Below are 13807 nucleotides of genomic sequence, written 5' to 3' on the forward strand. Positions count from 1 at the left end.
CCTCCGCATCGAGGATCCGCCAGTGCGGTGAGCTGGGTCAACGACCTGCTCGTCCACTACCGCGTGTCGGGACGGGACAGGCCGATGGCGGGTGGCGGGACCGCGGTCGCCCGGGCTGCGGACTATGTCGGACGGCACCACTAGGGTGTATGCCGTGGCGGGAGTCTTCGATCGGTTGGTCGGCCAGGATGCGGTCGAGTCCGAGCTGACGGCTGCCGCGATCGCGGCCCGCGCGGGGGCGGTCGAGGGCGCGATGACGCACTCCTGGTTGTTCACCGGACCGCCCGGATCCGGCAGATCCATTGCGGCGCTGTGCTTTGCGGCGGCGTTGCAGTGCACCGATCCCGGCACGCCCGGCTGCGGAAAGTGCCACGCCTGCACCACGACCATGGCGGGCACGCACGGCGACGTGCGGCGGGTGGTGCCCGAGGGGCTGAGCATCAGCACCAAGGAGATGCGCGAGATCGTGCAGATCGCCTCACGTCGCCCGAGCACCGGACGCTGGCAGGTGGTGGTCATCGAGGACGCCGACCGCTTGACGGAGGCGGCGGGGAACGTGCTGCTCAAGGTGGTCGAGGAGCCGCCGGACCGCACGGTGTTCCTGCTGTGCGCGCCCTCGGTGGATCCCGAGGACATCTCGGTGACGCTGCGCTCGCGATGCAGGCACGTGCACCTGGTGACGCCGTCGGTCCCGGCCATCGCGCAGGTGCTCAAGGAGCGCGACCGGCTCGACGAGAAGACCGCGAACTGGGCGGCCTCGGTCAGCGGCGGTCACGTCGGGCGGGCCAGGCGGCTGGCCACCGACGAAGAGGCCAGGGCGCGCAGGCAGCGGGCGCTGGCCCTGGTGTCGGCGGTCGCGCGACCCGGCGCGGCCTACGCCGCCGCCGACGAACTGGTGAAGGCCGCCGACGACGAGGCCAAGCAGATGAGCGCGACCCGTGACGAACGCGAACGCGAGGAGCTGGCCACCGCCCTCGGCGCGGGCGGGACCGGCAAGGGCGCGGCGAGCGCGACCCGCGGGTCCGCGGGCGTGCTGAAAGATCTGGAGCGCCGTCAGAAGTCCCGCGCCACCCGCACCGGCCGCGACGCCCTCGATCGCGCGCTCATCGACGTAGCCGGGGTCTACCGCGACGCGCTCGCCGTCCGCTTCGGCGCCGCGCGTGCGGGCTCGGGCCTCACCCTGACCCATCCCGACCTGTCCGACCAGATCCACGACCTCGCCGACCGCGTCGGCCCCGAGGGCTTGCTGCGCTCCATCGAGGCCGTGCTCGCCTGCCGCGAAGCCCTCGATCTCAACGTCAAGCCCCGCTTCGCCCTCGCCGCCATGGTCGCCGCCATCATGGCCGCTCAATCCGCCTGACCGCACCCCGCGGGACCACCCGTTTTCGCGATCCGGGCACCGAGACGATAGACTCGCGTCGCCGAAAGGCACGCCGCCTTAGCTCAGTCGGTAGAGCGCTTCACTCGTAATGAAAAGGTCGGGGGTTCGATTCCCCCAGGCGGCTCCAGCTCATAGGCCCCCGACGCGGTTGTTGACGTCGGGGGCCTTTCAGCTGTTCTGACGATTTTCGGTGGCGTCGAGCATTCCTGCCCAGCCGAGCTCCCGGCGCGGCTGGCGGTGCTCATCCGAATCGGTAGGCCAGGGTGGCGGCGAGGGTGGCCGCGGTGAGTGTGAAAGCCGTGGCGGCCATGCCGAGTTGGTAGTCGCCGACTCGCAGGTGTGCGAGGAGTGCGCCGATGAAGTAGAGCACCAAGCCGGTCGATGCGGCGATGCCGACCGGTGCAATGGCGAATCCCGTGACCAGCCCGAGTGCTCCGGCCGCGAGCAAGGTGCCCAGCGGGAGCATCCAGGAGTGCGGCACCTGCACCTCCTTCGCCGCGGCTATGGGGATGGGGTGGCGGACGAAGTTCATCCACGCCCCGGTCGCGGCGCCGAGGGCGGTGAGCGAGGTCAGGGTGACGTAGAGGGCGAACACAGCGGGGACCCTTCCTGATGGAGACGATTTCGTTCACCCAGTCTCGATTCGGGGGCTGTTGTGGCGCCAATACCTGCATCCATAACCTGGGGGCATGGATGTCGACACTCGGCTGCTGCGCTACTTCGCCGCCGTGGCGGAGGAGGGGAACCTGACCCGCGCGGCCGAACGGCTGTACGTGTCGCAACCGGCGCTCACGAAACAGATCAAGCAGCTCGAAACCTTGTTGGGGGCAACGCTGTTCACCCGTTCACGGGCGGGAATGGCGCTCACCGAAGCCGGGCGAGTTCTGGCGCAACGTGCGGCCGCGCTGCTCGACGACTGGAATCGCGCGGTATCGGAAACCAATGCCGCGGCCGCGCGCGAGACCCGCGTGCTGCGTGTGGGTTTCCTCGCCAGCGCCGCCAACGAGGCCACACCGGAGATCATCGCCGAATTCGGTGAGCGCAGGCCCGGCTGGCGGGTCGATATGCGCCAGAGCTCCTGGTCCGATCCCACCGCGGGGCTGGCATCGGGGAGCGTGGACGTGGCACTGCTGCGGCTGCCGATGCCCGATCGGGAAAGGTGGCGGGTGGAGGTGCTGCTCACCGAGCCGCGCTGCGTCGTCCTGCCGAGCACGCACCGGCTTGCCGATCGAGACGAGATCTCGTTCCGTGAGTTGCTGGACGAGCCCTTCGTCGCCGCTCCGCAGGCGACCGGCGCGTGGCGGGACTATTGGCTGGCCGTCGACGAGCGGGAGGGTGTTCCGCCGCGCATCGGCGCGGTCGCCCAGCATCCGGACGACTGGCTCAATGCGATCGCGAACGGATACGGCGTTGCCCTGGCTCCGGAGTCCACAGCTCGCTTCTACCGGCGGCCCGGCGTGGTTTTCCGGCCGGTGGTCGGCGTCGGCGCGAGCCAGCTCGGTGTGGCGTGGAATCCGCTCGATGACGACAACGCGCCCGTCCGAGATTTCGTGCGCGCCTGCCTGCGCTTCCGGCAGACATGAAGGGTGTTGCTCCCGGGCCGGGCGTCGTTGATCGGCCCGGGAGAACGATTCGGGGTCAGACCGCGGTGGCGCGGTTGTTGGCCGCGCCCTGGGCGATCCTGTCGATTTCGGCGTTGAAGCGGTCGGCGGCCTCGATGTTGCCGAGGTGGCCGGTGGGCCAGACCTGGTAGTCGGCAAGGGAGCCCGTCGTGGTGAGGGCATCGACGATGGTGCTGTTCATGCGGGCGGGCAGCAGGCGGTCGTGCTTGCCCGCGATGACGGTGGTGGGGACCGTCAGGTGCCTGGCCGCGTCGCCGAGATCGAGGACGGTCAGGGCCGCGGCGTGCAGGCCGCGGGTCAGCGGGCGGCAGGAGCGGACGATGCCGAGCGCGAAGCCGACCTCGTCGGCGGTCGCGTTCTTCGTCATCAACCTGGCTTTGACGATCGCGGTCACCAGCGGGCCGCCGGGCAGCGGCACCGGAGCGCTCAGCAGCGTCTCGGCGAACACCAGCGGCACGCGCACGCCCGCGCCGAACACGCTGATCGGCCGGCTGTCCAACATCAGCGGCTTGTTCAGCAGCGGGAGGAGATCGGTCTCGTGCCGGATCTCGCGGGCGGCGGTGTTCGCGAGCACCACGGCGTTGGCGCGGGCGGGCACCTGCTCCGGGTGGCGAGCGGCCCAGGCCTGCAAGGTGATGCCGCCCATGCTGTGGCCGACCAGGGTGGCGCGCTTACCGCGCGGCAAGGCGGCGTCGAGGACGGCGGCCAAGTCGTCGGCGAGGGTTTCGCCGCTCGGCGCGTTGCGCCCCAGCGTGCTCTCACCGTGGCCGCGCTGGTCGTAGGCGATCACTCGGTAGCGGTCCGCGAGCGCGTTGATCTGCGGGTTCCAGTACTCGATGCAGCAGCTCCAGCCGTGGATGAGCACGATGACCTCACCGTCGGCGGGTCCGTAGGCGTGCACTCGGAGCTGGGCTCCGTCGACTGTCGTGACCGGGATCGTCTCGCAGGGTGCTGTCGGCTTGTTCAGCGAAGCTGTCGCGAAAGTGCGGGACCGCAGTCCGGCACGGAAAGCCGCGGTGAGCGGCTCAGCGCCGCGCACCCCCGCCAGTGTCTTCATCGACGTCACCAGCATTGTGCACTCCTTTGTGTCATCCGCCACAGTACGATGCAAGCAAAGTGCTTGCAAGTGCAAGCGGTCTGCGGCGGAAATCCTGGCGCATATCTGTGGATACCCAATATTCGGTCCGGTGAACTCTGCTCCGGGGGAGAAACATCGCGCGCGAGCGAAGTTTCCCCTGGTTGCACACGGCTCGAATGATCACATCCGGTACATCGCCGCCAGAGCCCGTGTTGCTATCGGGGGTACCCGATCGTTATCAGCCCGAAAGTGCGCGGCCTCGCTCGATTTCGGTGCATCCGGCCGCTGACCTGGGCCGGACGCCGCGAGAGTTGTTCGTCGAGGCGCGCGTGAGCCCTGTGCCGATTCAGTGGGACGTGCGCGCGTCGAGTTCGGCGAGCGCGTCCGGAATCACCAGGCAGACCTGGTCGTCGGGATGGAAATCGGTGGGAATCTCGCGGCGGTTGGGCGCGCCGACGAAGACCACCACCGAAGAACCGTCGCCCGGATCGATCTCGACCGCGACGGCGCATGATCCGTCGTCCTCGCGCCGCGTGTGCCAGTGGCCCACATGCCCGAATTCGAGCTTGCGAGCCGTGCTGGCCCCGGTTCCGTCGAGCCGGGTAACGCCGGCGACGTCCACAACTGAAAATCGTACTTTCAACTGCGGAAACGCGGAGCTTTTCGATCATGTTCCGCGCTGGCTGTCGGCGCGCGGTGCGATGATCGGCCGATGACCTCCGAGGACATCCGGCTCGCGCCGCCGATTCCCGTACTGCGCATGTTCGACACCGCGAAGGCCTACGAATTCTATTGCGACTATGTGGGTTTCACCGTCGACTGGGAGCACCGGTTCGGCGACGACTTCCCCCTGTACACCCAGGTGTCGCGGTCGGAGGCGACGCTGCATCTCAGCGAGCACCACGGTGACGGGACCCCGGGCTCGGTGGTGTGGATCGCGGTCGGCGACATCCACGCCCTGCACGCCGAAATCGCCGGGAAGAACTACCGGTACGCCAAGCCCGGCTGCCCCGAGGACGGTCCGGGCGGTCCCGGTTTCGACCTGACCGATCCTTCGGGCAACGTCCTGCGCTTCGCACAGCCCGATTAGAGCGCTCGCACGCGTCGCCGTGCTCGCAGCGCCCGCGTTGCGGCGCAGCACCACACCGGCTTTCGGCACAGCGCCGCACTGTCGTTCCGCGCAGCTCGGTGCCGGTAGCGGGAAGCCGCACGCCGCGGCTACCGTGGTTTCTCGTGGAGACCACGCATCTCGCCGCCCAGCCCCCGTTCCCGCCACCGCAGCGGGTGCGGCGCACGGGTTGGCGCGCGCTCGGACTGCCCGCGCTCGCGGCGGGCGCCGGCGTCGCAGCGGTGGTCCTGCTGCACTTCCGCGACCCGCACGTGGAGGGTTCCTACGGCATCTGCCCCGTCTACGGGCTGACCGGGTTGTACTGCCCCGGATGCGGCGGCATGCGCGCCGTGCACAACCTCACCGACGGCCGCCTGCTGGACTCGCTGCACAGCAACCTGCTCGCGATTCCGCTGCTGCTCGCCTTCGCGGTGTACCTCGGCGACTGGGCGGTGCGCGCGTGGCGCGGCGAACGCCCCCGCGTCCCCGATCTGCCGCGCCCGTTCATGTGGACGGTGCTCGCGCTGTTCGTCGTGTACTCGGTGCTGCGCAATACGCCGTGGGGCAGCTGGCTGGCTCCCGTTTAGGTGGGTCTTCCGCCAGGTGAGATTCCCCCGCCGCGAACCGGGCAAGCCTTCGGTATGACCGATTCACTCAAGGCGCGGGTGCGTGCGAAGCTGCTGCGTCAGCTCGCCGAGGACGCGCCCGACAACGAACACGACGATCCGAGACAAATATCGGTGGCGGCCGACTTGGACGCCCTGGACAGCGTCGCGGAGGACGACCCGCTCGTCGAGGAACTCGCCACCCGCTACCTGGTGTTCTGAGTTCAGCGCGCGCCGGCCTGCCCGCCGTAGGGCGGCAGCTGGGGCAGCGATTCGTCGCGCAGCCAGCTGTCCCACAGCGGCCGCAGCGGCACCAGGCTGTAGTGCCCTGCCAGGTCGGTGAACTCCTCGGTGCTCACCGAGGAATGCCGGTAGCGCAGTACCCATTCGCGCAGCAGGTCGAAGAAGCCGGGCTCGCCGAGTTCGAGGCGCAGCGCGTGCAGGGTGAGCGCGCCGCGCTTGTACACCCGGTCGTCGAACATGCGCTTGGGCCCGGGATCCCCGATGGCGATGTCCTGCGGCTCTCTGGCCAGGTTGTGCCGGGCCGCCCGGGCAAGTTGATCGGCGGTCGGCCCGCCCGAGGCTTCCGACCAGATCCATTCCGCGTAACAGGCGAAGCCCTCGTGCAGCCAGATGTCGCGCCACTGGCGCAGGGTCAGGCTGTTGCCGAACCACTGGTGCGCCAGTTCGTGCGCGACCAGCCGTTCGGAGCCGCGACGGCCGTCGCAGTGATTGGCGCCGAACACCGAGATGCCCTGGGCTTCGATCGGGATCTCCAGGTCGTCGTCGGTGACGACCACCGTGTACCCGTCGAACGGGTAGGGGCCGAACCGTTCGGTGAAGACCTCCATCATCCGCGGCTGCGGCGCGAAGTCGTGGTCGAACGCGGCGCGGAGCCGGGCAGGCAGGACCGCGTACATCGGCACCGATCCGTGTTTCCCACCGACGCGGTGCTTGCGGTAGTGGCCGATCTGGATGGTGGCCAGGTAGCTCGACATCGGCTCCGGCTGTTCGTACACCCAGGTGGTCTGGCTGGCCTTGGTCTGTTTGCGTATCAGGGTGCCGTTGGCGAGAGCATGGTACGGGCTGTCGGTGGTGATCGAAATGCGGTAGCTCGCTTTGGAACTCGGGTGATCGTCGCAGGGAAACCAGGACGCCGCGCCGTTGGGCTGGCTGGCAACCAGCGCGCCCTCGGACAGCTCTTCCCAGCCGACCTCACCCCACGGCCCGCGCACCGGCTTCGGCACGCCCGCGTACTGGACGACGATCGAGAGCACGCCGCCCGCTGGGATCTTCTGCTGCGGCGTGACGACGAGCTTGCCGTGCTGGTGGCTGTATTTCCCGGCCTTGGCGCCGTTCACGAACACCTTCGACACCGTCAGCGCCTGCGAGAGATCCAGGCCGAAGCGCGGCTGGACGGCGGTGGTGACCGCGGTGATCTCCGCGCGTCCGGTCAGCCGGTTGCTGGCGACCTTGTAGACCAGTTCCAGCTCGTATCGCGAGACCCGATAGCCCCGGTTGCCGTTCTGTGGCAGGTAGTCGTCGATGGGGACCGCGTAGAACTTCTCACCCATCAGCCCTCCTCACCGGGGTCGTTCGTGCGCTGGGTCCATGGTGCGATCGGGTTGCCCCACCACCTGGTCGACGGGGGCACCGTGTCGCCGCGCATGACGAGCGAGGCGGGGCCGACCGTCGCGCCCGCGCCGAGTCCGGCGGCGGGCAGGGCGACGCAGTGCGGTCCGAGAGTGGCGCCCGCGCCGAGGGTGACGGTGTCCATGGCCATGATGCGATCGTGGAACAGGTGGGTCTGCACCACGCAGCCACGCTCCACCGTGGCGCCGTCGCCAAGTGTCACCAAATCCGCCTCGGGTAGCCAGTAGGACTCGCACCATACCCCGCGACCGATGCGCGCGCCGAGTGCGCGAAGCCAGAGATTCAGCACCGGCGTTCCGGTCGCGGCGCGGGCGAACCAGGGCGCGGCGACGGTCTCCACGAACGTGTCCGAGACCTCGTTGCGCCACACGAACGAGCTCCACAGCGGGTGCTCCTCGGCCCGGATCCGCCCGACCAGCAACCATTTGGCAGCCACGGCGCTTCCGCAGGCCACCGCGCCCGCGACCAGCAGCACGACGCCGCTGAGCAGGGCGGTGGGCAGATGACCGATCCGCTGGGCCAGCCAGGCCAGCGCGAAGAGCACGCCGAGCCCGATGCCGAAGGTGACGAGCACCGGGACGAGCCTGCAGGTTTCCACGACGGCCCGGGCGACGCGCAGCCGCGGCGGCGGAGCGTAGGTGCGGCGGGCGTCGGCGGTTTCGGAGGCGCGGCGCAGCCGGACCGGGGGGCTGCCGAGCCACGAGGAGCCCGCTTTGGCCTTGGACGGTGCGGCCGAGAGCACGGCGACGAGCCCGTTCTTCGGCACCCTTCGGCCCGGCGCGGTCATGCCCGAATTGCCGAGGAAGGCGCGCTTGCCGACCTTGGCCTCGCCGATGCGCAGCCAGCCGCCGCCGAGTTCGTAGCTGGCGATCATGGTGTCGTCGGCGAGGAACGCGCCGTCGGCCACCGTGGTGAACTTCGGCAGCAGCAGCACGGTCGAGGCCTCGACGTGCTTGCCGACCTTCGCGCCGAGCAGGCGCAGCCACAGCGGGGTCAGCAGGCTGGCGTAGAGCGGGAACAAGAAGGTGCGTGCCGAGTCGAGCAGCCGTTCGGTGGACCAGACCTGCCAGCCGACGCGGCTGCGCACCGGATGGTGGCCCTCGGTCAGTCCGATGGCGAACAGGCGCACCAAGACGATGGTCGCCGCGGCGTACATGCCCAGCGTGACCAGCATGGCCACCGGCAGCATCGCGAAGGCGCGGCCCGCACCGGCGGCGAGGGTGGTGGTGTCCCGAATCCACCAGGCGAGGAACGCGCCGCCCGCGCCGAGGCCGAGGATCGGGAGGGCGGCGAGCGCCATCGAGGTGATGCCGAAGATCACGACCCAGTGCGCGGCTCGCGCGGGCGTGTGCGCGGGCCATGGGTGCCGCGCCGGGCCGACCTTCACCGCGGGGGAGCCCGCCCATTCCTGTTCGGCCTTGACCTTGCCCGAGACGGCGGAGCCTGGCGCGACCTCGGCGTTCTTGCCGACCTTGGTGCCGGGCAGCAGGATCGAGCGCGCGCCGATCACCGCGCCGGGACCGATGGTGATCGGTCCGATGTGCACGAGATCGCCGTCGATCCAGTAGCCGGACAGGTCGACCTCGGGTTCCACGCTGCACCCGTCGCCCAGTTCGAGCATCCCGGTCACCGGCGGCAGCGTGTGCAGGTCGACGCCCCTGCCGATACGCGCGCCGAGTGCCCGCGCGAAGGGCACCATCCACGGTGCGCCGGACAGGTTCTCGGCGCCGCTCGCCTCGGACAGCCGCACCGCCGCCCACAGCCGCAGGTGCACCGAGCCGCCGCGCGGATAGCTGCCCGGTGCGATGCCGCGCAGCAGGATGCGCGATCCCGCCACGCACAGGGCCATCCGGCCGGGTGGGGAGATGAACAGCAGGAACGCGATCAGCGCCCACCACCAGGACAGCCGCGGCAGCCAGGGCAGCGATCCCGACCACGCCGCGATATTGCCGACGATGGCCAGCCAGGTCAGCCACTGCAATCCGGTCAGCGTGGTCAGCGGCACCGTGGCGAGCACCTGCACCCATTGCGCGCTGCGCGGGGTGGGACGCACCGTGCGTTCCTCGACCGCGGCGGCGGGGGCGCTGGCATCGAGCAGTCCGGCGAGCGCGTCGAGGCGCGGGTGATCGTAGAGATCGGCGACGGTGATGTGCGGGTGGCGTTCGCGCAGCGCGGTGACCAGCTGGGCGGCCGCGAGGGAGCCGCCGCCGAGGTCGAAGAAGTCGGCGTCGGGTCCGGTCGCCTCGGCGCCGAGGACGGCGTCCCACAGTCCGGCGACCCAGCGCGCGGTGGGGGAGAGGCCGTCGTCGGAGTCCGCGGGCTTGGTCTTGGGCAGCGGCCAGGGCAGCGCGTCGCGGTCGACCTTGCCCGACGTGCGGGTCGGCAGTTCCTCGACCAGCGCGAGGCGCGGCACGAGCGGTGCGGGCAGCTGACCGGCGAGCAGCTCGCGGGCGGCGTGCGCGTCGAAATCGCCGTCCGGCCCGGTGAGATAGCCGACCAGGATCTTGTTGCCCGCCTTGGTGGTTCGGATCGCGGCGGCCGCGGCCGTGACGCCCGGCAGATGCTGGAGCGCGTTGTCGATCTCGCCGAGTTCGATACGCCGGCCGCCGAGCTTGATCTGGTCGTCGGCGCGGCCGAGGAAGAGGAGCCCGGCGCTCTCGTTGCGGACCAGATCGCCGCTGCGGTAGGCGCGTTCCCAGCCGAGCGAGGGGAACGGAGCGTACTTCTCGGCGTCCTTGGCTGGATCGAGGTAGCGGCCGAGTCCGACGCCGCCGATGACGAGTTCGCCGGATTCGCCCTCGCCGACGGGGTTGCCCTGCGCGTCGACCACGGCCAGATCCCAGCCGTCCAAGGGCAGGCCGATGCGGATCGGTGGCTCGCCGGTGAGTAGCGCCGCACAGGCTACGACAGTTGCTTCGGTGGGGCCGTAGGTGTTCCACACCTCGCGCGCCGAATTCCGGCCGCCGGCAAGGCGTTCGGCGAGTTCCGGCGGCACCGCCTCGCCGCCGAAGATCAGCAGGCGGACCGGTTCCAGCGCTTCGGCGGGCCAGGTGGCGGCCAGCGTCGGCACCGTCGAGACGATGCTGATCTCGCGGCGGACCAGCCAGGGCCCGAGGTCGGCTCCGGTGCGCACCAAGGCGCGCGGTGCGGGCACCAGGCACGCGCCGTGCCGCCAGGCCAGCCACATCTCCTCGCAGGAGGCGTCGAAGGCGACCGAGAGACCGGCGAGCACCCGGTCGGCGGGGCCGATCGGCGCGTCCCGCAGGAACAGTCGCGCCTCGGCGTCGACGAAGGCGGCGGCGTTGCGGTGGGTGACCGCGACGCCCTTCGGGGTGCCGGTGGAACCGGAGGTGAAGATGATCCAGGCGTCGTCATCGGGGCTGGGCGTCGCGACGCCGGACTGCCTTGCGGTGGAGGCATTTTCGGTGGGGCGGATGCCGTCGGCGGTGGCGACGGCGCTGACTCGCGCCTCGCCGAAGACCAGCCGGGCGCGCTCGTCGGGATCGTCGGCGTCGACGGGGACGTACGCCGCACCCGCCCACAGCACGGCCAGGATCGTGACGTAGAGATCGCTGCTGCCCGAAGGCATTCGGATGCCGACCCGGTCGCCCGCGCGCACCCCCGCCGCTGCGAGCTCGGTCACTCTGGTCTCGATCGCGGCGAGCAACTCGCGATACGTGATCAGGATCTCGCCGTCGTCGAGGGCGTGCGCGTCGGGATGGGCCTGCGCGGTCGCTGTCAGGATGTCGACGAGGGTCCGCTGCGGGGGCGCCGCCGCGCCGCGCAGCAGGGGGTCGGACAACGACTGCCCGGTCGTCGGGCTCTCGCCCACCGCGGCGTCGACCTGCGGCTGGAGCATCACGTCCGGCCCACCTCTCATAGACCTGCCTTGCGTTTTCCCGATCGTTGTTTCACAGAAGGGTTACCGATTGGCAAACACCACGGTGACCAACTGACCACGGTACCCGCGGTATCGGTGAATCGCCGGTGTGTGGCGACGGTGTGCGGTGTGACGTGGATCGGCGCGCGGTGCGGAGAACCGGCTGGTCGGTGGGCTTCGAGCGGTTGCTAGGCCGCGGAGGCCGCGGTCCCGAGACCGAGCGCGGTGAGGATCCCGGCGCTGGTTTGCTCGAGCCGATCGCGGACCTTCGGGCTGCGCAAGAATGCCATCGCGCGGGAGGCAAGCAGGGCGAGCAGGACCATCTCGACGGCGGCGATGGTGCATTCGACCGCGCCGAGCGCGAGGGTGTTCAGGAAGGTGACTTCGGTCAAGAACTGGGGTAGTACGGCCAGGTAGAAGAGGCCGACCTTCGGATTGAAAAGACACGAGACGACGCCCGCCGTGAACGCCGAGCGAATCGAGGGTGCACCGGCTTTCGCGCCGGTTGCCCGTGTGCCGGAATCGAACTCGGCATCGGTCTGCGCCCGTCGCTTGCGCAAGTCCATCAGTGCGCGAATTCCCAAGTACACCAGGTAGATTCCGCCGACGACCTTCAGCGCCCGATAAGCCGTCGCGGACTGCTCGAGCAGCGCGGCGACACCCGCGGCCACCACCACCGCCCACACCAGGCCGCCGAGCGCCGAACCCACCGCCGCGGCGATGCCGGGCCGGGCGTCGACGATCGAAAAACGCAGTACCAGGAACGAGTCCGGCCCCGGCGTGAGGGACAGCAGGACGCACAAGCCGATGAAGCTGAGCAGCAGGGAAGGCGTCACCCACCGAGTGGAACGCAGTTCGTCGCGCGGCGCAACCGACTTTCGGCCCGCGAAATCCGCCGGTTGACAGAGCCGTGTGCGGTCTGCCAATCTCGGGACAGGTCATGAGTACCAGCGCTAAGCCCCGGCTAGCTGGTCGGCAACCCTCCTCCGCGGTGGGGTGCTCCGGGTGACGACCGGGCCGCCGTCCGTTCGGACGCGGCAAGCGCGGACTCGACGAATCTCTCGATTGCGAGTCCCTGAGCCGACGGGATTACGTGATGACTGCTGTTGTGGACCAGACCTGTGCCGCCCTCGCCCGCGTATCGGGTGACGATCTGCCGGTGCCGCTCGTGCAGGGTGGAACCCGCACCTACGCCAACTTCGACTACGCGGCGAGCGCGCCCGCGCTGGCCCAGGTCACCGACCGGATTCAGCGGCTGCTGCCGTATTACGCCAGCGTGCACCGCGGCGCGGGCTACGCCTCGCGCATCTCCACCGAGTGCTACGAGGCCGCGCGCGGTTCGGTCGCCCGCTTCCTCGACGCAGGCGACGATCAGGTCGTGGTGTTCACCCGCAATACCACCGACTCGTTGAACCTGCTCGCGGCGTGTGTGCCCGGCGACACGGTGGTGCTCGACATCGAGCATCACGCCAACTTCCTGCCGTGGACGCGGCACGGCCGCCGCGTGGTGCGCGCCGCCGACACCGTCGCCGAGACCATCCGGTTGCTGGTGGCCGAGCTGTGCAGCAAGCCCGCCGCGCTGCTCGCGGTCACCGGGGCTTCGAACGTCACCGGTGAGGTGCTGCCGCTGGAGCGGCTCGCCGACATCGCGCATCAGTGCGGCGCGCGCATTCTCGTCGACGCGGCCCAGCTCGCGCCGCATCGGCGAATCAGTTTGCGCGAGACGGGGATCGACTACCTCGCCTTTTCGGGCCACAAGCTGTACGCCCCGTTCGGTGCGGGTGTGCTCGTCGGCCGCCGTGACTGGCTGGACCAGGCGGAGCCCTATCTCGCGGGCGGCGGCGCGGTCCGTGCGGTGAGCGCCGAGCACGCCGAATGGGCGCCCGCCCCGCAACGCCACGAGGCGGGTTCGCCGAACGTGCTCGGCGCGGCCGCGCTCGCCGCCGCCTGCGACGCGCTCGCCGCCATCGATCCCGAGAGGTTGGCCGCCCACGAGCGCCTGCTCGCCGAGCGTCTGCGCGACGGACTGTGCGCCATCCCTGGCGTGGAGACGCTGCGCATCTGGTCCGACAGCCCCGACTCGGTCGGCATCGTGGCCTTCACCGTCGCGGGCTTCGCTCCGGGCCATGTCGCCGCCTACCTCTCGGCCGAACACGCCATCGGCGTGCGCGACGGCCGCTTCTGTGCACACCCGCTGCTCGCCCGCCTCGGCCTCGACGGCGCGCTGCGCGCCAGCATCGGCCTCGGCACCACCTCCGCCGACGTCGACCGCCTCGTCGACGCTCTCGCCACCCTGGTCCGCCGCGGCCCCTCCTGGAACTACAGCCGAACCGACGGCCTCTGGAACCCCACCCCCGAAACCCGCCCCTTCACCGCCGACCCCGCCACCGGCGCCGCCCCCTGCCTCGCCGCGTAGAAGGTCCGAGGCGCGGCTGCGCGGCCGGTCGGGGAGCGGTGTCGGCGGGATACTATCGGCGAGA

Annotated in this window: 12 protein-coding genes, 1 tRNA gene and 1 riboswitch; of the genes, 7 read left to right on the forward strand and 6 right to left on the reverse strand. The window is 70.3% G+C overall.

Annotation, left to right across the window (positions count from 1 at the left end; all coding sequences use genetic code 11):
- Window positions 1-124 precede the first annotated feature (124 nt).
- Both NL1_RS22420 and NL1_RS22425 read left to right on the forward strand, forming a co-directional pair.
- Entirely contained in the window at window positions 125-1360 is a 1236-nt protein-coding gene (locus NL1_RS22420) for a DNA polymerase III subunit delta' (RefSeq protein ID WP_373862581.1), read from the forward strand.
- Window positions 1361-1432: 72 nt separating this feature from the next.
- A tRNA-Thr gene (locus NL1_RS22425) sits at window positions 1433-1508 on the forward strand.
- Window positions 1509-1622: 114 nt separating this feature from the next.
- On the opposite strand, the gene NL1_RS22430 is transcribed toward NL1_RS22425, so the two are convergent.
- On the reverse strand, window positions 1623-1976 hold the full coding sequence (locus NL1_RS22430) for a DoxX family protein (RefSeq protein ID WP_067842624.1): 354 nt from the start codon (window positions 1974-1976) through the stop codon (window positions 1623-1625).
- 94 nt (window positions 1977-2070) lie between these two features.
- Here NL1_RS22430 and NL1_RS22435 point away from each other — a divergent pair, with 94 nt between their 5' ends.
- Complete coding sequence (locus NL1_RS22435) at window positions 2071-2964, forward strand: LysR family transcriptional regulator (protein ID WP_067842627.1); 894 nt, start codon at window positions 2071-2073, stop codon at window positions 2962-2964.
- 55 nt (window positions 2965-3019) lie between these two features.
- Here the strand turns inward: NL1_RS22435 and NL1_RS22440 are convergent, their stop codons facing one another.
- Window positions 3020-4075, reverse strand: coding sequence for an alpha/beta fold hydrolase (locus NL1_RS22440; RefSeq protein WP_067842630.1), 1056 nt, complete (start codon window positions 4073-4075; stop codon window positions 3020-3022).
- A gap of 352 nt (window positions 4076-4427) precedes the next feature.
- A complete protein-coding gene (locus NL1_RS22445) occupies window positions 4428-4703 on the reverse strand; it encodes a hypothetical protein (RefSeq protein ID WP_067842632.1) in 276 nt (91 codons plus the stop codon).
- A 90-nt stretch (window positions 4704-4793) separates the two neighbouring features.
- Here NL1_RS22445 and NL1_RS22450 point away from each other — a divergent pair, with 90 nt between their 5' ends.
- The 3 genes from NL1_RS22450 to NL1_RS22460 all read left to right on the forward strand — a co-directional run bounded on the left by NL1_RS22450 (window position 4794) and on the right by NL1_RS22460 (window position 6016).
- On the forward strand, window positions 4794-5171 hold the full coding sequence (locus tag NL1_RS22450; protein WP_067842635.1) for a glyoxalase superfamily protein: 378 nt from the start codon (window positions 4794-4796) through the stop codon (window positions 5169-5171).
- A 143-nt stretch (window positions 5172-5314) separates the two neighbouring features.
- Window positions 5315-5776, forward strand: coding sequence for a DUF2752 domain-containing protein (locus NL1_RS22455; protein WP_084510858.1), 462 nt, complete (start codon window positions 5315-5317; stop codon window positions 5774-5776).
- A gap of 54 nt (window positions 5777-5830) precedes the next feature.
- Window positions 5831-6016, forward strand: a complete 186-nt coding sequence (locus NL1_RS22460) for a hypothetical protein (RefSeq protein WP_067842638.1) — start codon at window positions 5831-5833, stop codon at window positions 6014-6016.
- Window positions 6017-6018: 2 nt separating this feature from the next.
- Here the strand turns inward: NL1_RS22460 and NL1_RS22465 are convergent, their stop codons facing one another.
- The 3 genes from NL1_RS22465 to NL1_RS22475 form a co-directional block, all read right to left on the reverse strand.
- Window positions 6019-7368, reverse strand: coding sequence for a M1 family metallopeptidase (locus tag NL1_RS22465; protein WP_067842641.1), 1350 nt, complete (start codon window positions 7366-7368; stop codon window positions 6019-6021).
- Complete coding sequence (locus NL1_RS22470) at window positions 7368-11327, reverse strand: Pls/PosA family non-ribosomal peptide synthetase (protein ID WP_245673461.1); 3960 nt, start codon at window positions 11325-11327, stop codon at window positions 7368-7370. The genes NL1_RS22465 and NL1_RS22470 overlap by 1 nt, the downstream gene beginning before the upstream one ends.
- Before the next feature lie 188 nt (window positions 11328-11515).
- Window positions 11516-12163, reverse strand: coding sequence for a LysE family translocator (locus NL1_RS22475; RefSeq protein ID WP_067842734.1), 648 nt, complete (start codon window positions 12161-12163; stop codon window positions 11516-11518).
- Between the two features lie 100 nt (window positions 12164-12263).
- Window positions 12264-12377: riboswitch (SAM riboswitch) on the forward strand.
- Window positions 12378-12423: 46 nt separating this feature from the next.
- Between NL1_RS22475 and NL1_RS22480 the strand changes: the two genes are divergently transcribed.
- Window positions 12424-13743, forward strand: a complete 1320-nt coding sequence (locus tag NL1_RS22480) for an aminotransferase class V-fold PLP-dependent enzyme (protein WP_067842644.1) — start codon at window positions 12424-12426, stop codon at window positions 13741-13743.
- The last annotated feature ends 64 nt before the right edge of the window (window positions 13744-13807 follow it).

Source organism: Nocardia lijiangensis NBRC 108240, from assembly GCF_001613045.1.
Lineage (GTDB): Bacteria > Actinomycetota > Actinomycetes > Mycobacteriales > Mycobacteriaceae > Nocardia > Nocardia lijiangensis.